The sequence below is a fragment of the Pseudomonas sp. FG43 genome, assembly GCF_057809175.1.
This window is the reverse complement of record NZ_JBMDJL010000008.1, coordinates 21,701-44,544: the sequence shown is the minus strand read 5'-3', so window position 1 is coordinate 44,544 and position 22,844 is coordinate 21,701. Positions and strand designations below refer to the sequence as shown.

The following is a 22,844-nucleotide window of genomic DNA, read 5'->3' as shown; positions in this document are numbered from 1 at the left end:
TTATTCTCCGCGCAGGGCTGAAACCAGCCCTTTGAACTTGCTGTTAAGCAGGGTGAAACTGGCCTGGAAACCCATGGCGTTATCGGTGTAGCTGGCCTGCTCGACCTGCGAATCAACGGTGTTCTGGTCCAGCGAAGGCTGAGACGGAGTGCGGTACATCAACGTACCGTCGCCACTGCTCATGCCCTCGGCTTCGATATGACGGCTATTGGTCATGTTCAGCGCAAAACGACCGTTCTGAGCCTTCTCGCTTTCGGCGGCCAGCACCGAGGAGAAATCCAGATCACGGGCCTTGAAGTTCGGGGTATCGGCGTTGGAAATGTTGTTGGCCAACACCTCTGCACGCTGAGCCCGGAAGTTAAGGGCCTTTTCGTGTATGCCTAATGCTTTATCGAAGCTGATGCTCATTTCGGGAAACCTTTGCCGGTTGACCTGATTCTCGTATCACTGAGAAAGCAATCAGCGTGCCAAATCCACAAAACCAGTGTTTACGGGGGTTGTAGCGACGGCCAGAGCGGCAATGCCAGAAAAGCGGCAAGGCATTTCCGCTATGAGAGGGTAAAGCGGCAAGGGATGTGTCGTTTTTTTGCCATGTCAGCGGCAGGCATGGCCGGCCGCTGACAGCAGAAATCCCCGAGCCCGTCACTGTGCAGTGGCAGGCAACTCGACATAACCGGGTTTCAAGCCCGAAACTTCGACACCCTGAGGCATCGCACGGCCGACAGTGACAATGACCTGCTGCGGCGCATCGGCCATTTCCTGTCGATAGACAACAAAGGTCCTGCCTTCAGCATCCTGGCGCAAGGCTTCAGGAGCAAGTACGAAACCGTTTTCAGCGCGGTAAGTCACGATAGCCAGCCGCGCACTCATGCCAAGGCGCACTTTCGATTGCTGAGCAGCGGTCAAGGAAGCGATGTTTATGACAACTTCATAAGTCGTACCGCCACCGAACATATCGGAGGCCACACCCTGGGCAGCAATGGAAGAAATGGCCCCATCGAGGGTAATACCATCGAAACCATCACCCGTGACCTGCACAGGCATACCCTCAGCCAACTGATGCAGATCCGCCTCTTCGACACGAGCAACCGCCCTGATCTGTTCCAGGCTGGCCAACTCAAAAAGCGGTACACCCTGAGCCATGCGCATTCCTTGCTGGACCAAAGGAGAGGCGCCCCCTTCAGGCCTCTGGGGACGCAATACAATGCCGGCAAACGGAGCCTCGATTGTGCGCCGGGCATGCAGCGCCTGCAAAGCCTGATAGCGTGACTGGGCATTGGCCAGTTCCATTTCAGCTATCTGCCGGTTTTCCCCTTTCCCCTTCTCCATCACGGTGCGTAACTCCGCCTGAGAGGCAACCATATCAAGCTGCTGCATTCTGGCTTGTTGCTCAAGCGCCTCCACATCCATGCGAGCCACAATACCGCGCTCAAACAAGCGGCGAGTGTCAGCCAGTTTTCGCTCGGTATCACTCAAACCATATTGCGCAGTGGTCACGGTACGCCGCGCCCGTGCCATTTCCTCGCCCTGCGCCCAGTTCTGCATGTCCTTTACTGACCGCTGAAGCTTCAATTGAGCGGCAAGCGCCTCACGCAACTGAATATCCAGTTGTGCCGTATCCAGCGTCAGCAAATGCTTGCCACGCTCGACCTGCTGCCCTTCGACAACAGTAACCTCCTGCACAACACCCTCAAAGGGAGCCGCCAGAGTCGAGCGGCTGGCAGCTTCGATTCGCCCAACCAGCCCCAACTGGTTTTCCAGCAACTGCGGCTGCACAGGAACCCAGCTGACACCCGGAGATATCGGCTCAAGCCGCGATTGATAGCCATAGACAATGCCCGCAAAAAGCCCGGCCGCAACAACACCCGCGACAATAGCCCGGCCACTGACGCGAGATATGCGTAATCGCGCCAGATACTTAGTCATTGAGATCAATCTCCCAGCTCTCCAGGGTCGTACCCAGCCTCTGATCCAGGTCAGTCTGAGCATTAAGATAGGCAATCAATGCATTAAGGCGAGCATTCTCCGCGTTACGCAGATCCGCCTCGAAACTCAAGACCTGGAAGTTACTGGAACGACCGGCCTGCAACTTTTCCCGTTCGATATTCAGCTTGCGCAACGACAATTCACGGGCGCGCTGGGAAATCTCATACTGCCGCCAGCGCGTCCCCAGATCGCGCACCCCGTCACCGACATCACGCGCCAGGGACTGATTGGCCTCAGCCAGAAGCAGATCCTGATTTTCCACATCGACCCTTGCCCGAACCTCGGCTTGCCGCCGACTTAAATCACCAATCGGAATGTCGACCTGAATACCGGCATAGCCTTCCCAGGTGCGTGTAGTGCCCGGACCAAAGTCATTCTGAATGCGATCACGGATCTGAGAAGCACCGCCGATCAATGACACATCCCACAGCCGATCATTGCGGGCGACAGCGAGGTTGATTTCCGCCTGCTTGGTGGCGATCAACCGCGTGAGATAGGCAGGCTGTCGCTCTTGGGCCGTTGCAAGCGCCTGCGTCAGCCCCACCTCTATGCGGCGAGCCTCAAGCACCTCCGCCGCTCGCACTCGCGTCCCGAGGTCCAGAGCCAGAAGACGCAGCAACTCAAGACGACTGGCATCCAACTGATTGGAAGCCTCTTCGATGGCCAGCTCCTGAGTGGCGACATCGGCTTCAGTCTGAACGATATCGAACTCGGCCATCTGCCCCGCAGAAATCATGGCCCTGTTCGCGTCAAGCAACTGGCGTGATCGCTCCAGAGCATCGCGCGCGATACGCACCTGCTCCTGAGCGCGCAGCAACTCACGATAACCCGTGATGATCTGGGTAATGGTGTCCGAAACCGTCGACTTCAGAGCCAGACGGTTGACCTTTTCTGCAAGCACAGCCAGACGCACGGGAGCGGTGGCAATATCTTTCCCGGCACCGCGCAACAAAGGCTGAATGATGGTCAGGGTTGCACCATCATTACGACTGCGGCCGGTACTGTCGGCAAGCGTCAACTGGTTAGTCCAGGCCAGACTGAGCTGGGTACCGTACTCACCCAGCATTGTGGTTTGCGGGATAACCTGGGTCTGGCGATAGCTATCACTCTGACTGCGGTTGGCCAGATAACGACTGCTCAGAACGAGCTTGGGTGTAAAACGGTCCTTGGCAACCCGCAAGTCGAATTTCTGCGCAATACGCTCCAGATAAGCACTGCGGATGGAACGGTTTGCGCGCAATCCCAAAAATACGGCATCAGCCAGAGTAAGGTCGATCGTCTGCTCATTCAGCGAAACAGTCCTGGCCGGCATGCTCGGGGCATCAGGAGCCAAAGGCGCAGCAAGCGAAGGCTGGACACTGTAAAAAACCAGGCAGATCACTGCCGCGAAACGATAAAGATCAGTCATCGCGCAACGCCTGTACCGGCTCAAGCCGGGCTGCCATGAGGGCCGGGTTCAAGCCAAAGAAAAGCCCCACCAGCAGCGAGCTGGTAATGCCAAGGGGAAGAGAAGGAATAGAAAGCGTAAAGCCCCAGCCCGACACCACCGAAAACAGCCATGCCGCCAGCAAACCGATGCATGCACCCACCGACGCTCCAGCGATGGACAGCACAGCAGCCTCCAGCAAGAACAGCCGCCCGATATCCAGTGGCCTTGCCCCCAGCGCCATGCGAACACCGATTTCCCGGCGGCGCTCGGAGACATTCATCACCATCACGTTCATGACCCCGACCCCGCCGACAAGCAGGGAAATACCGCCAAGGCCTGCCAGCAGATAGGAAAAGGTGCGGGACTGTTGGGCCATGCCGTCAATCAATTGCTGGGGAATCTGCACCTGAACATCTCGTCCCGGCGCCAATGGCTGCAGAAAGTCCGTCAGGGCTTTGCCATCCTGCTCAAGGGTTTCACTCCCTCTCCCCCTGGCGACGATATTACTGATTTCAGGTTTTGAACTGATCCGCCGCATGCCCTCTATCGGCACGACAATAGCCTGATCGACAGCGACGGGAATAAGTGGATTCTGCCCGTGATCGGCCAGTATCCCGACCACTTCGAAGAGATAACTGTCGACCTGTATATGCCTGCCTGCCACATCCTGAATATTCAGGATGCCCAGATCCCTGGCCACTTGCGCGCCCAGCACGGCATAAGTACTTCTAGCGTCATGACGAGAAAGAAACCGGCCTTGAGTTACCCGAAGCCCCAGGACCGCCTTCAAATCACTGGATGTGCCGACAACACTTGCATTGTGCGCACGGCCATCAAAACGAACCCTGGTCGAAAGCACGATGAGGGGCGCGATATCAAGGATTCCGGGGACTGCATCCATGACGGCCTGGCTATCCAGCGTAGAGGGCGCCGGACGCACCTTGACCCCAGGCATTGCCGCAAAGCTGACGACCAGCATATCGCTGCCGAGCCCCTTGAATGCACTGATTGCCTCGTTGGCCGCGTTCTGACCGATATTCAGCAAGGCAACTACGGAAGCGCACCCCACAGCGATCCCCAACAAGGCAAGCAACGACCTGCGCCCCAAAAGACGCAAACTGTTCAAGGGCTCCATGAAGATCTGCCCAAGCGACGGGCCGTAACGTACAGACTTATTCTCAGGCATGTGCAATCCCGACAGACGACACATGCTCTTCAAGGCAACCGTCTTTTACATTCAGGCATCGCTGCATGTGCCGGGCCATGGCGTTATCGTGAGTCACCACGATCAGCGTGACGCCCTGCTCCCGATTCAGGGAAAGCAGCAAGGCAAGAATCTCGGCGGCGGTCGTGCTGTCGAGGTTTCCGGTAGGCTCGTCGGCAAGAATCAAAGCAGGCTGCCCGACCAGAGCGCGAGCAATCGCAACCCTCTGACGCTGCCCGCCCGACAGTTCGGCAGGCCGATGGTGAGCCCTGTCGGCCAGGCCAACGCGCTCTATTTCACGCTGCGCCGCCACTCGCGCGGCATGACGGGAATAACCGCGATACAGCAACGGCAAGGCTACGTTATCAAGGGCATTGAGGCGCGGCAGCAGGTTGAAGCTTTGAAAGACAAACCCGATAAGCTGATTGCGCACCCTGGCTCGCTGCTCTGCCGAGGCGCTCCCCATATCCAGGCCATCAAGAAACAGACCGCCAGAGGTTGGACGATCAAGGAGACCGAGGATATTAAGCAGCGTGCTCTTGCCTGAGCCAGAGCTTCCGACGATGGCGCAGCTCTGGCCGCGCTCGATGGAAAGAGAGACATCGCGCAGGACCGCATGTGTCACGGCTCCTGCCTGATAGGAGTGGCAAATACGCTCCAGTTGAATCAGGTTTGCGCAAGGTAGCGGCGTGGCGCTTCTGCATTGCTCCTGAGTGACTTGCCCTTCCATTGCGTACAGCCTTCTCCATGACCTCGTATTCGCCCGCCCTTATAGCACTTCAACAGAGAAGGTTGGAGTATTTTCAAAAAAAGAATTCAACACCCGCCTCCCACATCCTGAGCAGACTTATTAACAACACGATAAGGAAAATCAAAATGTGACAAGAGATTTCAATTACAACCAACCCTTTCAGCAGGGCCTTTATATCAAAACTACCATAACCTCATGAAAATAAAGCACCTGTATGAAAACCTCCCAAGACAAGCACTTCCAAAGCCAAGTCAACCCGCCCCGCCCACCACATGACGCAACTATTTCGGCACGAAGAATGCTATAAAACCTTAAGCATCCTTAATATTGTTTTTTTATAAAACCTCCTTGTTTCAGTGAAAATGAGAAGGTATAAAGTGCCAGCCTTCCCGTGCACGACGGGAGGTAGCTTGTAATACAATATGGAATATAGGGATTATTAAAGATGAAAAGAAAAGGTATTTTAGGATGTCTGGCAGCACTGGCGATGGCAACAGTTGCCGGTAACGCCGTTGCGGCAGGCGGCGCCTATTCTGGAAACGCAGTCGTTAGCCCCACCTACTCCTCCAACCTCTGGAACACCACTAACTTTCCGATTCTGGGCGCACCTCCCGCCAGCGGCAGGATCACATCCATCAGCTGGAACTACTCGATCGGCACCATCCCCGCAAATGCAACTTTCACTGCCTACCTGTGCCAGGGCAGTACCAGCGCCTGCATCAACGTGACTTCCATGAGAAGCGGAGTGACACAGGCGTTCAACAACAGAGCGCCTAATCAGGCATTCTTCCTGTATCACCAGATCTATCGCTCAGGCACCTTCTCTCCGGTATCGGGTGGCCCGGCACAAGTCATCGTGAACTGGGATAATTAATCCCGACCAGAAACTTGCGGAATCATCGACATTCAATTATCGGTGACTCTGCAAGTCTCATGAGACTCTTCGCTCGTTGCCTCCCAGAAAACCTGTTCAATCATATAAATCAGTCTTCACAACATCCCGCCCACAAAAAAGAGACCCGAAGGTCTCTTTCATGTTCATACAAAACCCACCATCACTTGGCCTTGTAGATAATCCCCGGACTGCACTGAACCATCTGATAATGATCCGGCAGGCCGTTGAGCGCTTCGGAGGCACCCAGGAACAGGTAGCCACCCGGCTTGAGCGTACCGTGGATGCGCAACAGAATGTCTTTCTTCACTTCGGCCGAGAAGTAGATCAACACGTTGCGGCAGAACACGATGTCGAACTTGCCAAGGCTCGCGTAGCTGTCGAGCAGGTTGAATGAACGAAACTCGACACGGCTCTTGATCGGCGCCTTCACAACCCAGCGACCCGGACTTTTCACGTCGAAGTAGCGCTGCAGGCGATCCGGCGACAGGCCGCGGCCGATTGCCAGGCTGTCGTACTCACCGGTCTTGCAGTTGGTGAGCATCAAGCCGGACAAGTCGGTAGCAACGATCTGCGCGCCAGCCTTGAGCTGGCCCGGATTGCTGCGCTCGAACTCGTCGATGGACATCGACAGCGAATACGGTTCCTGGCCGGATGAACAGGCGGCCGACCAGATGCGCAAACGCTGACCGGGGCTGGCCTTGATCTGCTCGGGCAGCACCTTGTTTTTCAGCACCTCAAAGGGGTAGGTATCACGAAACCACAGGGTTTCGTTGGTCGTCATCGCATCGACCACCTGCTCACGCAAACCGCTGCGAGGCTGAGACTGGATACGCTGAACCAGCTCGCCCAGCGATTTGAGTCCCTGCTGCTCCATCAGCTTGTTGAGACGGCTGGAGACCAGGTACTGCTTGTTTTCCCCCAGCAAGATGCCACAGGCTTTTTCCAGAAAGACCCGGAACTGTTCAAAATCCAAATTACCTGTAGACAAGGTGCCGCCTCTCAAAATCATGTGAACCACCAGGGACGACGCCCCTAGCTATTATCTGCCGCCTTGATCCGCGCCACGACCCTGGCCGCCAGGTCATCAGGTCGAAACTTCGCGAGAAAATCGTCAGCACCCACTTTCTTTACCATCGCCTGATTGAATACCCCGGAAAGCGAGGTATGCAAGGTGATGTGTAGTTTCTGCATCCGTGGATCATTGCGTATGGCTGTTGTAAGGGTATAGCCATCCATCTCCGGCATTTCAATGTCGGAGATCATCATCAGAAACTCTTCTTCAGGTTTCTTGCCCTCTTCAACCATTGCCTTCAGGTAATCCAGCGCCTGACGACCGTCATTCAAGGCAACCACCTCGACACCGACAGTTTCCAGACAACGACTCACCTGCTTGCGTGCAACCGACGAGTCATCGACCGTCAGCACTCGCAACGAAACGGCCTTGCTGTGAGTCTCTTCGTCGATCACACCATGGGAAACACCCTCGGTAATCGGCGCCACCTCGGCGAGAATCTTCTCGACGTCGATGATTTCCACCAACTGATTATCGACACGAGTCACGGCCGTCAGATAGTGGTCGCGCCCTGTGCCCTTGGGTGGCGGATGAATCTCTTCCCAGTTCATGTTCACGATGCGTTCTACCGAATGCACCAGAAAACCCTGAACCTTGGTGTTGTACTCGGTAATGATGACGAAGGAATTAACCAGCGAAATCATCCCGGTCGAGCCCGTCGCCATTGCCAGATCCATGATCGGGATCGTGCCACCGCGAATGTTGGCCACACCACGCACAATCCGGCTGGACTTGGGCATGATGGTCAGTTTCGGGCATTGCAGTACTTCTTTAACCTTGAATACGTTGATCCCATAGAGCTGCTTGCCGTCAAGACGGAACAAGAGCAGCTCAAGGCGATTCTGACCGACCAGCTGAGTTCGCTGGTTCACCGAATCCATTACACCCGCCATGCCCGACCCCCTTAACAAAAGCCACCGTTCGCCACACACCAGATTTGGCAAGCGGCACGAGCCTTGCTTTTTATACGCCATGAACACAAAGACGACAATTTTTCGACACCTGACACTGGAAACCCGCAGACTGCTCTGCGTGATCGCAATGCTGTGCCTTTCAAGCACTGCAAACTACGGCCGCGCCGAGAGTTTCACACTGCCTGAACAGCTTATCGGCGTCACTCAGGGGTTTCTTGAGTTCACAGTAGAAGACTATTTATCGAGTAACCAGATTGAAGGTCGATTTGAAATTCAGGTCAGGCAGTTGGACCCCAGATTACGCATGGGCTCCTGCGACAAGGATTTGACAGCAAAACTGGAAAGCGCAAAGCCGCTAGGCAGAGTGAGCGTGCGCGTACGCTGTGAAGGCTCATCGCCATGGACCGTATTCGTGCCGGCAGAGGTCAAGCTGTTTCGCAACGTGGTGGTTTCGGTACGCCCCTTGAAACGCGACAGTGTCGTGTCAGAAGAAGACATCGCCCTGCGTGAAAGGGATATTGGCAGCCTGGGGCTGGGTTTCATGACATCACTGGACCATGTAGTAGGACAAAAGGTAATCCGACCAACGGTCATCGACCAGGTGCTGTCCCCGGTTTATCTGGAACAGCCACAGATGATCCGCAAGGGAGATCAGGTGGTCATCACGGCCAGGAGCGGCTCACTGTCGGTACGCATGCCCGGCGAGGCACTGTCCGACGGCAGTTATAACGAGCAAATACGGGTGAAAAACCTGAATTCCAATCGCGTCATCAAGGCCAACATTACCGGCCCTGGACAGGTGGAAGTCGCCATGTAGATCGATTGAGGCTGGCGTCGAACGCGCGTTTTTCCTAGACTGCGGTGCATATTCCCGCGGTGGAAAGCGCGTTCCGTGTGCTTTTCACACAAAGCCTAAAGTTTTTTTGGGTTGGGCCGAAAACAAGGCAAGCGTCCAAACACCCAGAGGTTTTTTCAATCATGGTCATAGATTTCAGTCGCCTTGGAAATTCACAGTCTGTCGGTAGCACTTCGCGCACCGGGACTACAAAGGAAAGCGGTAAAACCGATGCAACGGAATCTGCAGCGACTGCTGCAAACGTCAAAGGCACCGGGGAATCCGTTCACTTGAGCAGTGAGGCTCAACAGTTGCAGAAGATCACTGATAAGTTGGGCGAACTGCCAACCGTCAACAGCGCTCGCGTAGCCGAGTTGAAGCAAGCGATTGCAGACGGCACCTACACAGTGGACAGCAACCGCGTAGCCAGCAAACTGCTTAATTTCGAAACCCAGCGCTAGCCCTGTGCTTGCGGTGGATAATCTGGACGCTTGAAAACCAGAGCATGCGATGCAAGATACTACTTTGCTTCAGATGATCACCGACGGCATGGTTCCGACCCGGCAACTGCTTGAGTTGCTGCAGGCCGAGTCACTGGTTCTGCATGGCCGCGACATGGGCGAGATGGAACATATTCTGGCGCAGAAACAGGCGCTGGTGATTCTGCTCGAACAACATGGTCGCAGGCGCAGTCAGTTACTCGCGGGCCTTGGGCTACCTGCGAACCGCAAAGGTCTCCAGGAGCTGGCCAGCCAGTCCGATGTGGGCGAACAGCTTCTCGCCGCGAGCGATGAACTGAGCGCACTGATCGCTGAATGCCAGGCTATCAACGAGCAGAATGGTAGCCTTATCCAGTTGCAGCAGGTGACAACCGCTCACCAGCTCCGCATCTTGAATGGTGTCGACACCCCGACGCTGTATGACAGCCGCGGGTCGACCGCAGGAAGAGCAAGACCACGCCCGCTCAGTCAGGCGTAACTTCCTGTTTCAAGGTTTAGTGCGTAGTGGCAGAATGCCTGTTGTTGCGTTGCCGTAGTATTTTGCCTGGAGAAGTAAAAACGTGAATGGCTCAAGCGCGGATGATGCTCCGCAGCCCCCGAAGGTTCTGAATACTCCTTTGGAAATCGCCGCCAACCTGCGGTTACTACTTGAACATAATGATCCGCTGATCATTACCTTTCATGAGCGCTCCCAACGCTTCCAGAGCTACCTGATCGAAGTTGACCGTGACAGTAACGTCATGGCCCTTGATGAAATGATCCCCCGCGACGGTGAACGATTCCTGGCCAACGGCGAATCGTTTCGGGTCGAAGGCTTCCATGACGGCGTGCGCATCGCCTGGGAAAGTTCGGAGCAGATGACCATCGTCGACGTGGATGGCCAACGCCTCTACCGCGGCGCCCTTCCTACAGAAGTCGTCTACCACCAGCGTCGCAACGCCTTCCGTGCCGCTCTCAAGCTTGCACAACTGGTCGACATTGAAATCGGTGGTGACAAACTCAAGTTCCCCCTGGCCGGCAAGCTTCTGGATATCTCGGCAACCGGCTGCAAGCTGCGCTTCGAGGGCGATGTGTCCGAACGCATGCAACTGGGTCAAGTGTACGAACGCTTCATCGCCAAGCTGCCTTTCGGCGCAATGACGGCACCGGTGGAGCTGCGCTATCTGCACTTCGAAGAAAGATTCCACACGACCTTCGCAGGCGTACGCTTTCACAACATGAGCGGCCTGGTACAACGCCAGGTAGAACGCTTCGTTTACCAACTGCAGCGCGAAGCACGTCGATTCGATAAAGACGACGATTTTTGATAGAAGCAGTTGCAAGCTGCAAGTTTTAAGCTGCAAGCTTTTGACTTGCGGCTTTTAGCTTGCAGCTTGCAGCGCCCTCCCCATCAAGGCCTATTGATTTCCTCTTCTTCCAGCCTCACCGACGGTGCGGGTGCGGCACTCGCCTCAGGCTCGACTTGCGGCTCGACCGTGGTCTGCATCTGATCCTGAACCACCTGCTCATCGACCCGAGGGTCAAGCGCCACGACCAGTGGTGAGCTTGACATGCTGTCCGGCATCGCCACGTGATGCAGCGGCGCGTCGTCCACCTGATGCTGATGCGTGACTGCCTTGGGTCGGGTAAGCAGCGCAAGTGCCAGCGCAATGAAGCTGACAAACGCATAAAGCATGTTATTGCCGAATAGCTTCATCAGGGCTCCGGCGACCAGAGGGCCGATACTGGCGCCAATCCCGAAAGTCATCAGCAGCATTGCTGTCAGCGATACCCGCCGCTCACCTTCAACGTGGTCATTGGCAAAGGCCACCGCCAGTGGATACAGGCTGAACTGCACCAGAGAAGCGATGAAACCCACTATAAACAGCATTTCCAGCGGCATGCTCGGCAGAACGGCAAGCGGCAAGGAGGCCAGCACCAGAACACCTGCAAAAGCGCGCATCAGGTGCGCCCGGTCATAACGATCGGACAACAGGCCCAGCGGCCACTGCACCAGCAGGCCGGCAAGAATGCAGACACCCATGAACATACCGACATGCTCGGTAGACAGCCCTTGCTGGGCGGCGTACAGCGGCGCCAGGCCATAAAAGGCACCGACGATAAGCCCGGACGCCAGCACAGTGGTCAACGACTGCGGCACGCGACTGATGAAAAAGCGCGGTTCCAGCGGAGCAGGACGCAACGGCGCCGGGTGAATGCTGCGGGTCATGGCCACGGGCACCAGACACAAGGCAAAACACATCGCAATCGACATCAGAAGCTCAGGCCCGAGCCCCGGATGGACCACCAGAATCATTTGCCCCAATACCAGCCCCAGATACGACGCAATCATGTAGCCACTGAAGACCATGCCTCGCTGGCGTGCAGCCGCCTGCTCGTTGAGCCAGCTCTCGATGACCATGTACTGACACATCATCCCCAGCCCGACGATCATGCGCAGGAACAGCCAGGCTGGCAGCCAGTTGATCAAACCCAGCCCCAACACCGCCGCGCCCACGATCCCGGCACAGGTCGCATAGGCACGGATGTGCCCTACCCGACCGATCAGGCGATGCCCTACCTTGCCGCCCAGCACAAGCCCGACATAGTTTGCCGCCATCATCGCACCGATCCACAGACCGTCGACCTCATCGGCAGCCAGCCGCAAAGCCAGGTAAGTGCTTAACAGACCCGAACCGATCAACATCATCAGCGAAGCGAAATAAAGACCCCGAAAAGACTTCCAGATTTGGCGCATGAACGTTCCAAAAATAAAGACACGCCCGAACAGGCGAATCCAAAACAGCGGTTTTTAAACCTGGGCACCCAACACACGCCGCTCCCAGGGGGTTATTTCATCAAGAAAGCTGGTCAGCTCCATGGTCTTGGAGGCGATGTAGCCTTCGATAAAAGCATGGCCAAACAGTTCCTTGGCCAGCGAACTGCGCTTCAGACGCTCCAGAGCCGCATGCAAGGTACATGGCAATGCCAATTCTTGCGGCACCACGATTTCACCCTGAATCGGCGCTGTCGGCTCCAGCTTCTGCTCGACGCCATACAGACCTGCCGCCAGACTCGCCGCAATGGCCAGATAAGGATTGGCATCGGCACCCGGCAAACGATTTTCCACTCGCCTGGCCTCGGCCGAACTCGCCGGAATGCGCAGCCCCGCGCCGCGGTTGTCGCAGGACCAGCACGCATTGTTGGGCGAGGCATAAGGATGAAACAGCCTTTGATAAGAGTTCACATGCGGCGCAAACAACGCAGTGAAATCGACAAGGCAGGCCTGCTGACCACCGATGAAATGCCGAAAAATCTCTGTCGGCTGGCCACTTTCATCACTGAAGACATTACGCCCCGACGCCGACTCCACCACGCTCTGATGAATATGCATCGAACTGCCTGCCGTCTGCGCTAACGGCTTGGCCATGCACACCACGTTCAGGCCATGCTTGAGTCCAACCTCTTTAAGCAGGTGCTTGAACAGAAAGGTCTGGTCAGCCAACAGCAAAGGATCGCCATGCCACAGATTGATCTCGAACTGACTGACACCCATTTCGTGCATGACCGTATCTCGGGGCAACCCCAGTTCCGCCATGCACCGGTAGACCTCAGTGAAGAACGGGCGCAGGCCGTTATTGGAACTGATGCTGAACGCCGAAAAACCCTCTTCACGCCGACCATCCAGCCCTACCGGCGGCACATAAGCTCGGGAAGGATCGGGGTTGGGGGCAAAGACAAAGAATTCGAGTTCGGTGGCAACCACCGGCGACAGACCGCGCTCGGCATAGCGGGCAATGACAGCCTTGAGCTGTACCCGCGTCGATAGCTCGCAACCCTCACCGCTCAGATCGTCCGCATCGCAGATCGCCAGCGCACGAGTCTGCTCGCTCCACGGCAGACGGTGGATCTGCTGTGGATCAGCAACCAGAGCAAGGTCGCCATCATCGATGCTGTAAAAATGCGCGGGCGGATAGCCGCCCATGATGCATTGCAGCAAAACACCACGAGCCAATTGCAGGCGACGCCCTTCCAGAAACCCGGCAGCAGTCATCACCTTGCCACGCGGTACGCCATTCAGATCCGGCGTCACGCACTCCACCTCATCGATACCCGCCAGTCGCTGCGCAAGAGAGCGGGGGTCATTGGCTGTCATCACTCAGTCCTTGATTGTCATTAGGTCGCTCAGTGCAACCTGCACAAAATACGCATCGCCCGTTCGAGATATCAAGCACTGAAATGACTTCGTCGACAGGATCACAACCCGCGTACAGCAAATCTCAGCGCCGCACTCTTGGCCGACTTCTTGCTTTTACCATCGGCAAAACAGTTCGGCTGCCATTTTTATGTCAAAGCCATTCTCGTGAACAGGGAAGGCGTCAAGAAATGTCCTGTCGAGCAGCAATCATCTGCGACACGAGTAGAGAACTCTCCATGAGCGCACCGATTCCCGTAACTCGTCCCCTGTTACCGCCTCTTGAGGAATTCATTCCCTACCTCGAACAGATCTGGCAAAGCCACCAACTCACCAACGGCGGCCCGTTTCACCAGCAGCTTGAAAAAGAGCTGGCCGAGTATCTGGGCGTCCAGCATCTGTCGCTGTTTTCCAATGGCACCCTGGCACTGATGACCGCTATCCAGGCCCTGCGGATCAAGGGCGAAGTCATCACCACGCCCTACTCCTTCGTCGCCACCGCTCACTCCCTGCTCTGGAATGGCCTGACTCCGGTGTTCGTCGATATCGACCCCAACACCTACAGCCTGGACCCCGACCGTATCGAAGAAGCCATTACCCCGGCGACCACGGCAATCATGCCCGTGCATTGCTACGGAATCCCTTGCGATGTGGACCGCATCCAGCAGATTGCCGACCGTTACGGCCTGAAAGTCATCTACGACGCGGCCCATGCCTTTGGCGTGCAGTTCCGTGGCGAGAGCCTGCTCAACCACGGCGACCTGTCGGTACTGAGCTTTCACGCCACCAAGGTGTTCAACACCTTTGAGGGCGGCGCCATCGTCAGCCCGGATGCGAAAACCAAACAACGCATCGACTACCTGAAGAACTTCGGATTCGCCGATGAAGTCACCGTGGTCGCGCCCGGCATCAACGGCAAGATGAGCGAAGTGAATGCAGCGTTCGGCCTTTTGCAGTTGCAACATATCGACCAGGCGCTTCTGAAGCGTCAGCGTATCGACGAACGCTATCGGGAGGCTCTGGCCTCGGTGCCCGGTATCGACATCGTCTGGCAGAGCACCGAGAAGCACAATTACTCGTACTTTCCGGTACTGGTCAGAAACGAGTTTGCCGTTTCCCGCGATGACCTTTACCAACGGATGCGCGACCGCAATATCCTCGCACGCCGCTATTTCTACCCACTGATTTCCACCTTCCCGATGTACAGAGGCCTGGACTCGGCCAAGCCCGATCGCTTGCCTATCGCAACCGACCTGTCCAACCAGATCCTCTGTCTGCCCATTTTCGACAGCCTCACCGATGAAGCCTTCGACAGCATCATCGATGTGATCGTCACTGCAAGTAATGAGAACTGAACATGCGAACGTGCCCGGTATGCTCCTGTCGTTTTCCGAACTTCTATCCCTTGGGTAGAACCTATCTGGAAGCCGCCCATCGTTTGAATGTCCACTACTCGATGGAAGACTACGAAACACTCAATGTCAGCCAGTACAGTTGCCCTGAATGCGCAGCCTCGGATCGCGACCGGCTCTATGCACTGTTCTCCATGCATATGCTGAACAACCCGCAAGGCAAGGAACTGCGCATCCTGGACATCGCGCCAGCCCCGGTCCTGTCCAGATTCCTGCGCAGCCTGCCCAATGCCCGGTATCGCTCGGCAGACCTGTTTTCGCCCATGGCAGATGACAAGGTCGACATCATGGACATGAACATCTATGCCGATGAGTCGTTCGATTTCATCGTCTGCTCCCACGTACTCGAACACGTGCGTGACGACGCCAGGGCCATGTCAGAGCTGTATCGCGTACTGGCCAAAGGCGGCTCGGCCATTCTGATGGTGCCCTTGCTGCTGACCGCCACCGTGACCGACGAAGATCCGGACGAAGAAAACGTGGATGAGCGCTGGGCGCGGTTTGGTCAGGACGATCATGTACGCATGTACGCCAAACATGACTTCGTGACCCGCCTGGAAACAGCCGGATTCCAGATCGATGCCCTGGGCACCCAAGCCTTCGGTGACGGGGTATTCAAACAGCACGGCATTACCGAGCAATCGGTTCTGTACATAGGCCGCAAGTGCTGAGCGAACCTGGCCCACTTGCACCGACCCCGTTGAACGGCTGGTCCTCCCTACTCTCTTCACACGTGGTATTGCGATGAGTTCTTCACGCCTGGTCAGTATTGTCATCCCGGCTTACAAGGCCACCTTTTTCGAGACCGCGCTTGCCAGCGCGATCAGCCAGAACCATGACGACGTTGAAATCGTCATCTGCGACGATTGCCCGACCGAGGCCATCAAGAACATCGTCGACAAACTCAGCCCTGGCAGCCGCTGGCCTATCCGCTACGAGAGAAACCCCGTAGGCTTGGGCGAAGAGCACAACGGTGCCCGCGCCATCAGCCTGGCCCGTGGTGAGTTCATCAAGTTCCTGTACGACGATGACATTCTGGTCCCTGACTGTGTACGCCTGCTCTTCGATGTCCTGCACGACAGCCCCGACATCAAGATGGTCTGCGCTACCCGCAAACTGGTAGACGACAAAGGCCAGTTCATGCAGGACAACATGGCCACCCGCAACCCGTTCGGGCGCAATGTCGTGATCAATGGTCCGGAACTGGTGTCGTTCATTGCCCAGTACCCGATCAACTTCATTGGCGAACCCAGCTCAGTGATGTTCCGCCGCGAAGATGCACTGGTGTTCGGCAATGAAATCATGTCGCTCAAGGGCATATTCATCTGGGGCCTGGCGGACGTTGCGTTGTTTGTGAAGCTGCTTCGCCAGGGCAATCTGGCGATGCTTGCGCGCCCGCTTTCGTACTTCCGGGTTTCCGATCAGCAGAGCAGTGAAGTCTGCCGTAACAACCCTGAACTCCCGAGACAACGACGCGCCGATTATCACCGCATCACCCGTGAGCTTGGCTGGGTACGCCCGGAAGAGCAGAATCGCACCGTCAAGATCGCCCCGCTGTCGCAGCGTGACAATATTCAGGAACTTGACCTGGTTGCCTATTTCGACCGGCGCCCTGAGAACCAGCGCCGCAACCAGCAGGTCGCCAGCTGGCTGGGCACCCGCAGGCCTACGGTCCCGCAACAGGCCCTGATCAGGCAGCACCTGCAGGATCATGACGGCGGCCCGACAATTGCCATTGTCGTGTCGGACTTCAATCAGCAGCCCGAAAGCGTCCTTGCCACCGTGCAGAGCCTGGCTGGCGACCCGCAACTGCTGGACAAGCTCAAGGTGTTCATCCTCGCCGACTACGACACGTCGAATCAGACGCCACTGCAAGCCCAGTTGCCATGGTTGAGCGCCACTGAGCAGGATCGCGCCATCGTCATCAATGACCTGATGGCAGAAAACGAACACGACTGGTGGGTACTGGTCGACGCAGGGACTACTTTCACGCAAAGCGGCCTGTTGAGCGCGGCACTGAAACTGATTGATGCACCACACGCCTGCGCCCTGTTCGGCGATGAAATCGCACTCGAAAACCAGGCGGGCGCCAGCCTGGGCCTGCGCCCGGAATTCAGCCTCGACTACCTGCTGGCCAGCCCTTCGGCAACCAGCCGCAACTGGCTGTTCAGCCGAGAGAAAACCCTGCTGGTGGGCGGCTTCAATCCCGATCATGCACAGGCCATGGAACTGGACCTGATCCTGCGCATGATCGAGCACCCGGACTTTACCGAGTTTGCCCATGCAGCCGAACCGCTGGTGCTCGCTCCACAAGCCCAGCCCCAGTACAACAACGACGAGCTGCGCACGCTACAGCGCCACCTGTTCGCTCGCGGCTATGCAGACAGCGAAATCCAGACAACCGCGTCGGGCCATTACCGGATCACCTATGGTCATGCCGGACAGCCGCTGGTTTCCATCATTGTCAGCTCCAACGATCAACTGGAAACATTGCTGCCGTGTGTAGAGAGCGTCCTGGAAAACACGGCCTATCAGAACTATGAAATCCTGATCAGCGACAACAACAGCCAGTCAGCGCAAACCCTTGAATGGCTGGCGAACATCGATTCGCTGCAATCGGACAAGATCCGCGTCGTACATCATCAACAGACCCTCAGCCAGTCCGCCCTGCTCAATAGCGCGGCTCGACAGGCACAAGGCGAATACCTGCTGTTGCTGGCCGACAATGCCGCCATCCTGCACAAGGACTGGCTGCACAACCTGCTCAATCAGGCGCAGCGACCTGAAGTCGGCGTGGTCGGGGCCAGGATTCTGGCCGCAGACGGCAGCCTCGCCAACGCCGGCATCATTGTCGGCCTACAGGACACGGCGCAGGCCGTCACGGGCGGCGAACCCGCAGCCTCGGCATCCTTTGCTGCGCGTCTGGAAACAGAGCAGAACTACAGCGCGGTCAGCGGCGCATGCCTGATGGTTCGCAAGTCGCTCTTTGACGATGTCCAGGGCCTGGAAGAACATCTGTTTCATCAGTACTTCAACGACGTCGATCTGTGCCTCAGGGTTCGCGACGCCCAGCATCTGGTGGTCTGGACGCCTCATACCGTCATCCAGCTGCGCTCTGCCCCTCAAGCCATCGATGCAGAAGCCATGGACTTCGCCCGGCGAGCACTGCATCACCGCTGGCTGCATTACATGGCCTGGGACCCGGCCTACAACACCAACCTGACGTTGCAGGCCGGCAGCTTTGTCAGCCAAGACAATCCGCAACTGGCATGGCGTCCGCTGATCCACCGTCCGCTGCCTGTGATGCTGGTACAACCGGATGATGCCCATGCAGGCACTCGCGTCGCCCAGCCACTGCAAATGCTGGGGACTGCCCTGGCCGTGGACGGTGTTCTGAGCAACAGCCCTCTCTCGCTGCCAGAAATCGCCCGCCTGAGCCCGGACACGGTTGTGCTGCAAGGTTCGATCACGGCATCGCAAATAGAGGCCATCGGTTCCATCAAGGAACACACCAATGCCTGGGTAACCTTTGACCTGCCCCAATACCCGACAGGCCTTGAGTCGGCATCCTCGTTACGTAGCGCGCTGGAACAGGTGGACGCCGTCACCGTGCCGACACAGGCTCTGGCCGACCTGATCCAGGATGCACACCCCAACATCCAGGTGATCCCGACCAGGCTGTCGCCCGATATCTGGCTGAACGTGCAAAGCCAGCGCAAAACCCGGGACAAGCCGCGTGTAGGCTGGATCGGCACAGCCGATCAACAGGCCGATCTGCTGATCCTGTCCGGAGTTATCGAGGCTCTCGCCGACAAGGTGGAATGGGTGATCATGGGCCCATGCTCGCGCTGGTTGCGCCCGTACATCCATGAGCTGCGCTCGCCGGTGGAAGGCGTTCTGTATCCCGAACTGCTGGCCAGCCTGAACCTGGACCTTGTGCTGGTTCCGGCCCGGTCGGACCTGACCACCCAGAGCAAAAGCCCGGTGTCCCTGCTGGAGTTTGGCGCTTGCGGCTACCCGGTGATCTGCAGCGATGTGCTGTGTATCGAAGGCAATCTGCCGGTGACCACAGTCAGCAATGAAACCTCAGCCTGGATCACGGCCATCGAGGCGCACATCAGTCAACCTGACGAATGTGCTCGTCTTGGGGACGAGTTCAGGCGTGAAGTGAGAGAGAACTGGATGCTGGATACGACGAATCTGCAGGATTGGCAGACTGTCTGGTCAAGGCCTCGATAAGGCCAGTGTGAAGGCACCACATTCTTGTGGTGCCTTTATCAGGCTTTATCCAGAACAACCCTGATGAAGTACTTCTCACCCAGTTCGTCATGGAAATAGGCATTCTTGAAGTTGCCATGTGATGTAGCACGCAACAGATTGATATGGTCTCGCAAAGAGCCCACTTCATCCAGGTTCAACTCACACAGCTCGTTATAATCCTTGATACCGTTGTAATTACCTTCGGAAAGCGGTTTGAATACTTCGTATCTGCCTTGCAGGATTCGAGGCAAGTATTCACGCATCAACTCCTTTTCAGCCTCGATGACTTTATTGTAAACCTCAAGCGACGTTTCACCCGACCCCACGGTGACCGGCTTCTGGGCAATGATATGACCATGGTCGATCTCTTTATCCATGACATGAATCGTTGCGCCCACCGGCAGGCCATTGAGTATTGAAAACGCCTGGGGATACCAGCCACGGTTGAAGGGGTTGAACCCCGGATGAAAGTTGATACAGCGCACGCCTTCCACCAGACGCTTTGGAAAAAGCTGTTTGCAATGAACACTCAGCACCAGATCGTAATGACTGATGATGAAATCCACCACCTCATCATCTTTTACATTGATCTCGCGAGCCCCCAGTTCAACCATGCTCTGGGGCGTTTTGTTGTAGGAGGTATAGCGCAAGTCCAGCGTGACAGTTAAATGCTCATCCAGCGTTTCAAGGCACTCTATCAGCGCCGCGGAAAGTGGTGGATTATCGGAAACCACCAACAACCTTACTTGCGAAGTGCGACCCGAAACGTGTTGATTATCGTCTGTCAACTTCACGGAATTTATCCATATGCCAGTTAAATTACAGGGTGCGTCAAAAATATAGCAGCGACTTCCAGAGAGGTGCAAGCCGTGGCCAGGAAGCACCACACGGCTTATTTAATCGAAATCGCCCGCAAGGAAGGGCTCAAGGCAGGTAAAGGCTGAACTTGCCGCCGCCCAGCACACCGCCATTGGCAATCTCGATACGGCCCCGCACGCCATTGCGTTCATGCAGGCGAGCGATATGCGCCGCGAAGTACAGGCCGAGCCCTGTGCTGCCAGTGCTCTGGTTGATGCCCTGAACATAATCGTCCTGATTCTCGATCATGTGCGCCGGATAGCCTGGACCGTCGTCATTGATGACGATCTTCAACTGGCCGTCCTCTTCGCTGGCACTGATCACGATTTCCTCGCGGGCAAACCGGATGGCGTTGACGATGATATTGGCCACCACCGAACCGATCAGTTCACGGTCGAAAAAGCCCAGCGGGCTCAAGGCGTCGATTTCACAGTTGGCAATAATGCCACGGCTACCCAGCACTTCCTGATGGTGAGCCAGTTGCGCCTCGATGAAATCATCCAGTTCGTGATAATCGGGACGCAATGGAAGCTGGTTGACGCCCAGCTTATAGATGCCGAGCAACTGCACCAGCATGCCATTGAGGTTGGCGAACTCGTAATCGATGACGCCATGCTCGGGGTTACTGCGCTGCTCGCTGGGAAGCTGGGCCAGCCACTCGCTATGAGCCTGGGTCAGGGTCGCCAGGGAGTTCTTCATGTCGTGGACGGTGGAAGCGATCACCATCGAGAAATCGAGTCCGTTCTCTTTGTCACTCATGCGCCAAACGCCCTTTCCTTGAGTTTCTGATAACGCTCGTACCGTGGATCACTATCGGGCATCTTGCCAACCATTTTCAGGGTGGCACGACACTCCTCACGACCTGCTTCACCCAGGTTCTGCCCTGGATGCAGCAAGGACTGCGCCATGTTCAGCGCGATACTGATGTTCTTGGGCTGCAAGGCAAGGGCACGCCGGAACATGTCCTGCGCCTCGGTGAGATTACCGGCCTTGTAGCTGCGCACGCCTTGAAGATTGAGATCGATGGCTGCCTTGTTGGCACCAAGGATCGCAGGATCATCAGTCATGGTGGCGATGCTTTTCATGACAGCCGGGTCATCGCCGTAGATTTCTGCACAGTTCTTGAGCACGCCTGCGCCAGCACCTTCCTGACCCAGTTGCTTGAGCTGGGTGGCCACTACCAGCGCCGCCTCCGCACTGAGAAACTGCCCCATATTGTCCAGACGCGACATGGCCTGCTCGGTCAGTTTAGCGGCAGTTTCAGGATCGGAATGTTGCAGGCTGGCCGCTTTCATCAAGCGCGTACGCACCTGCAAGCCTTCGTCTTCGCCGTGCTCCTTGGCCACATCGCCCAAGGCATTGTTGATTTCAACGCGAGTCCGCGCATCCAGCCCCTGGTCGCCGCCCTTGCTGATCAGGGCGTGGGCCAGACCGAGATTGGTTTCAGGGTCCTTGAAACGCGAATGCTGGCCTTGGGATACAGCCTGTCGATAAGCCTTGGAAGCACTCTCGAAATCCTCGTTGCCCAGCGCCAGTTTGCCCAGCAGCTTTTGCCTGCGCACCGCCAGTGGCGACAGGCGCACGGCGTTTTCCAGCACGCTCTGGGCACGTTTGGCATCGCCACGGGCCACCAGCACTTCGGCCAGACCGTCAAACAGGGCCGGCATGGTCGGAAAGGCTTTGATGGCCTGCTCGAACACCGCTTGCGCCTCGGTCACCTTGCCGCGCTTGAGCAGCAGGTTGCCCAACGCGCCGTAAGCCCAGGGCGTAGCCCGGTCGGCCAGGATGGTCTTGAGGAAGCTTTCCAGAGGCTCGTTCTGGTTCAGGTCACGCAGGGCGTCGGCCTTGTAGCGCAGGCACAAGGGCGCGAAACGTGGGTCCTGTTGAATCAGGTTATTGCAGGCCGCCAGAACTTCGGCAGGCTTGCGACGGTCAAGCGCTTGCAGGATCGGCTTGAGCAGGGTTTTGCGCTGTACCAGCTTCTCAAGACGCTGAGCCAGGCCCGCGCGATTGAACGGTTTGGTCAGGTAACCATCGGGCTCCCACTCAAGGGCGCTCATGACCATGGCCTGGCTGTTCTCGGCGGTGACCATGATAAAGACGCTTTCATAGCTCAGCAGTCTTTCGACCATCAAGTCTTCGAGCACCTGCTGGCCGTTCTTGCGACCGTCACCCAGGTTGAAGTCATGCAAGACAAAGTCATAACGCTTTTGCGAGCACATACGCAGGGCTTGCTCGCCGGTGTCGGCAGTATCCACGTCCTTGACACCCAGCTCGCGCAGCATCGACCTTACCGAACTCCGGAAATCGGAAAAATCGTCGACGATAAGAAAGCTCTTTTGGTTGTACGCCAGCATCCAGATTCCTGTCTTGCAGAGGGTGAAAATATGCGTCTAAAAACCTGAAAACGCTTTAGTTCGGCCTTTGCAACCAACTTTCAGGGCGCACATGATAACTAATGGCTAGAAGCCATTAAACATTTTTCCACAGACGGGACTCTTTGCGCTATTTGCCAGAAAGTTGACAAGACTCTTTAGTTTTTCGACCGAAGGTT

At 56.6% G+C, this 22,844-nt stretch carries 19 protein-coding genes and 1 pseudogene; 8 read left to right on the top strand and 12 right to left on the bottom strand.

Annotated features, from left to right (window positions below):
- From flgB to ACODS3_RS11540, 5 genes and pseudogenes are all read right to left on the bottom strand, one after another.
- A complete protein-coding gene (flgB, locus tag ACODS3_RS11560; protein ID WP_201004739.1) occupies window positions 1-408 on the bottom strand; it encodes a flagellar basal body rod protein FlgB in 408 nt (135 codons plus the stop codon).
- 234 nt (window positions 409-642) lie between these two features.
- Entirely contained in the window at window positions 643-1,926 is a 1,284-nt protein-coding gene (locus ACODS3_RS11555) for an efflux RND transporter periplasmic adaptor subunit (RefSeq protein ID WP_201018417.1), read from the bottom strand.
- Window positions 1,919-3,394 (bottom strand): TolC family protein, encoded by a 1,476-nt coding sequence (locus tag ACODS3_RS11550; protein ID WP_201018416.1) that lies wholly within the window; start codon window positions 3,392-3,394, stop codon window positions 1,919-1,921. The genes ACODS3_RS11555 and ACODS3_RS11550 overlap by 8 nt, the downstream gene beginning before the upstream one ends.
- Window positions 3,387-4,601: an ABC transporter permease gene (locus ACODS3_RS11545; protein ID WP_236124211.1), complete on the bottom strand. Its 1,215-nt coding sequence runs from the start codon at window positions 4,599-4,601 to the stop codon at window positions 3,387-3,389. Before ACODS3_RS11545 ends, ACODS3_RS11550 begins: the two co-directional genes overlap by 8 nt.
- A 162-nt stretch (window positions 4,602-4,763) precedes the next feature.
- Window positions 4,764-5,349 (bottom strand): annotated as a pseudogene (locus ACODS3_RS11540) (ABC transporter ATP-binding protein); the annotation flags it as partial.
- Window positions 5,350-5,815: 466 nt separating this feature from the next.
- Here ACODS3_RS11540 and ACODS3_RS11535 point away from each other — a divergent pair.
- Complete coding sequence (locus tag ACODS3_RS11535) at window positions 5,816-6,244, top strand: flagellar protein FlhE (RefSeq protein WP_201018415.1); 429 nt, start codon at window positions 5,816-5,818, stop codon at window positions 6,242-6,244.
- A gap of 181 nt (window positions 6,245-6,425) precedes the next feature.
- On the opposite strand, the gene cheR is transcribed toward ACODS3_RS11535, so the two are convergent.
- Both cheR and ACODS3_RS11525 read right to left on the bottom strand, forming a co-directional pair.
- Window positions 6,426-7,253, bottom strand: coding sequence for a protein-glutamate O-methyltransferase CheR (cheR, locus tag ACODS3_RS11530; protein ID WP_025260925.1), 828 nt, complete (start codon window positions 7,251-7,253; stop codon window positions 6,426-6,428).
- A 44-nt stretch (window positions 7,254-7,297) separates the two neighbouring features.
- Window positions 7,298-8,230 carry a chemotaxis protein CheV gene (locus ACODS3_RS11525; RefSeq protein WP_201004748.1) on the bottom strand — a complete coding sequence of 311 codons (933 nt, stop codon included), beginning with the start codon at window positions 8,228-8,230 and terminating at the stop codon, window positions 7,298-7,300.
- Between the two features lie 79 nt (window positions 8,231-8,309).
- Here ACODS3_RS11525 and flgA point away from each other — a divergent pair, with 79 nt between their 5' ends.
- The 4 genes from flgA to ACODS3_RS11505 all read left to right on the top strand — a co-directional run bounded on the left by flgA (window position 8,310) and on the right by ACODS3_RS11505 (window position 10,893).
- Window positions 8,310-9,068: a flagellar basal body P-ring formation chaperone FlgA gene (flgA, locus tag ACODS3_RS11520; RefSeq protein WP_201018414.1), complete on the top strand. Its 759-nt coding sequence runs from the start codon at window positions 8,310-8,312 to the stop codon at window positions 9,066-9,068.
- 161 nt (window positions 9,069-9,229) lie between these two features.
- On the top strand, window positions 9,230-9,547 hold the full coding sequence (gene flgM, locus ACODS3_RS11515) for a flagellar biosynthesis anti-sigma factor FlgM (protein ID WP_201004752.1): 318 nt from the start codon (window positions 9,230-9,232) through the stop codon (window positions 9,545-9,547).
- 49 nt (window positions 9,548-9,596) lie between these two features.
- Window positions 9,597-10,064 carry a flagella synthesis protein FlgN gene (locus tag ACODS3_RS11510; RefSeq protein ID WP_201004753.1) on the top strand — a complete coding sequence of 156 codons (468 nt, stop codon included), beginning with the start codon at window positions 9,597-9,599 and terminating at the stop codon, window positions 10,062-10,064.
- Window positions 10,065-10,146: 82 nt separating this feature from the next.
- Entirely contained in the window at window positions 10,147-10,893 is a 747-nt protein-coding gene (locus ACODS3_RS11505) for a flagellar brake protein (protein WP_201018413.1), read from the top strand.
- Window positions 10,894-10,976: 83 nt separating this feature from the next.
- Here ACODS3_RS11505 and ACODS3_RS11500 read toward each other — a convergent pair whose 3' ends face one another.
- Entirely contained in the window at window positions 10,977-12,323 is a 1,347-nt protein-coding gene (locus ACODS3_RS11500) for an MFS transporter (protein WP_489034345.1), read from the bottom strand.
- A gap of 54 nt (window positions 12,324-12,377) precedes the next feature.
- Window positions 12,378-13,619 (bottom strand): glutamine synthetase family protein, encoded by a 1,242-nt coding sequence (locus tag ACODS3_RS11495; protein ID WP_489034504.1) that lies wholly within the window; start codon window positions 13,617-13,619, stop codon window positions 12,378-12,380.
- Window positions 13,620-13,999: 380 nt separating this feature from the next.
- Here ACODS3_RS11495 and vioA point away from each other — a divergent pair, with 380 nt between their 5' ends.
- From vioA to ACODS3_RS11480, 3 genes are all read left to right on the top strand, one after another.
- Window positions 14,000-15,115: a dTDP-4-amino-4,6-dideoxy-D-glucose aminotransferase VioA gene (vioA, locus tag ACODS3_RS11490; RefSeq protein WP_201018411.1), complete on the top strand. Its 1,116-nt coding sequence runs from the start codon at window positions 14,000-14,002 to the stop codon at window positions 15,113-15,115.
- Window positions 15,116-15,117: 2 nt separating this feature from the next.
- The gene (locus ACODS3_RS11485; RefSeq protein ID WP_304574364.1) at window positions 15,118-15,843 is read left to right on the top strand and encodes a class I SAM-dependent methyltransferase; all 726 of its coding nucleotides are present in this window, start codon (window positions 15,118-15,120) and stop codon (window positions 15,841-15,843) included.
- 73 nt (window positions 15,844-15,916) lie between these two features.
- Window positions 15,917-19,411 carry a glycosyltransferase gene (locus ACODS3_RS11480; protein ID WP_201018410.1) on the top strand — a complete coding sequence of 1,165 codons (3,495 nt, stop codon included), beginning with the start codon at window positions 15,917-15,919 and terminating at the stop codon, window positions 19,409-19,411.
- A 38-nt stretch (window positions 19,412-19,449) separates the two neighbouring features.
- Here ACODS3_RS11480 and ACODS3_RS11475 read toward each other — a convergent pair whose 3' ends face one another.
- From ACODS3_RS11475 to ACODS3_RS11465, 3 genes are all read right to left on the bottom strand, one after another.
- Window positions 19,450-20,226: a dTDP-4-amino-4,6-dideoxyglucose formyltransferase gene (locus ACODS3_RS11475; RefSeq protein WP_201018409.1), complete on the bottom strand. Its 777-nt coding sequence runs from the start codon at window positions 20,224-20,226 to the stop codon at window positions 19,450-19,452.
- Between the two features lie 130 nt (window positions 20,227-20,356).
- Complete coding sequence (locus ACODS3_RS11470; RefSeq protein ID WP_201018408.1) at window positions 20,357-21,049, bottom strand: sensor histidine kinase; 693 nt, start codon at window positions 21,047-21,049, stop codon at window positions 20,357-20,359.
- On the bottom strand, window positions 21,046-22,647 hold the full coding sequence (locus ACODS3_RS11465) for a tetratricopeptide repeat-containing response regulator (protein WP_201004763.1): 1,602 nt from the start codon (window positions 22,645-22,647) through the stop codon (window positions 21,046-21,048). Before ACODS3_RS11465 ends, ACODS3_RS11470 begins: the two co-directional genes overlap by 4 nt.
- Between the last annotated feature and the right edge of the window lie 197 nt (window positions 22,648-22,844).

Bases quoted from the DNA above. Each gene is read 5' to 3' on its own strand.
- flgB (WP_201004739.1), bottom strand. From the start codon at position 408: ATGAGCATCAGCTTCGATAAAGCATTAGGCATACACGAAAAGGCCCTT.
- ACODS3_RS11545 (WP_236124211.1), bottom strand. From the start codon at position 4,601: ATGCCTGAGAATAAGTCTGTACGTTACGGCCCGTCGCTTGGGCAGATC.
- ACODS3_RS11480 (WP_201018410.1), top strand. From the start codon at position 15,917: ATGAGTTCTTCACGCCTGGTCAGTATTGTCATCCCGGCTTACAAGGCC.
- flgA (WP_201018414.1), top strand. From the start codon at position 8,310: ATGAACACAAAGACGACAATTTTTCGACACCTGACACTGGAAACCCGC.
- ACODS3_RS11470 (WP_201018408.1), bottom strand. From the start codon at position 21,049: ATGAGTGACAAAGAGAACGGACTCGATTTCTCGATGGTGATCGCTTCC.
- ACODS3_RS11550 (WP_201018416.1), bottom strand. From the start codon at position 3,394: ATGACTGATCTTTATCGTTTCGCGGCAGTGATCTGCCTGGTTTTTTAC.
- ACODS3_RS11500 (WP_489034345.1), bottom strand. From the start codon at position 12,323: ATGCGCCAAATCTGGAAGTCTTTTCGGGGTCTTTATTTCGCTTCGCTG.
- ACODS3_RS11535 (WP_201018415.1), top strand. From the start codon at position 5,816: ATGAAAAGAAAAGGTATTTTAGGATGTCTGGCAGCACTGGCGATGGCA.
- ACODS3_RS11495 (WP_489034504.1), bottom strand. From the start codon at position 13,619: ATGACTGCTGCCGGGTTTCTGGAAGGGCGTCGCCTGCAATTGGCTCGT.
- ACODS3_RS11465 (WP_201004763.1), bottom strand. From the start codon at position 22,647: ATGCTGGCGTACAACCAAAAGAGCTTTCTTATCGTCGACGATTTTTCC.
- ACODS3_RS11510 (WP_201004753.1), top strand. From the start codon at position 9,597: ATGCAAGATACTACTTTGCTTCAGATGATCACCGACGGCATGGTTCCG.
- ACODS3_RS11485 (WP_304574364.1), top strand. From the start codon at position 15,118: ATGCGAACGTGCCCGGTATGCTCCTGTCGTTTTCCGAACTTCTATCCC.
- flgM (WP_201004752.1), top strand. From the start codon at position 9,230: ATGGTCATAGATTTCAGTCGCCTTGGAAATTCACAGTCTGTCGGTAGC.
- vioA (WP_201018411.1), top strand. From the start codon at position 14,000: ATGAGCGCACCGATTCCCGTAACTCGTCCCCTGTTACCGCCTCTTGAG.
- ACODS3_RS11525 (WP_201004748.1), bottom strand. From the start codon at position 8,230: ATGGCGGGTGTAATGGATTCGGTGAACCAGCGAACTCAGCTGGTCGGT.
- ACODS3_RS11555 (WP_201018417.1), bottom strand. From the start codon at position 1,926: ATGACTAAGTATCTGGCGCGATTACGCATATCTCGCGTCAGTGGCCGG.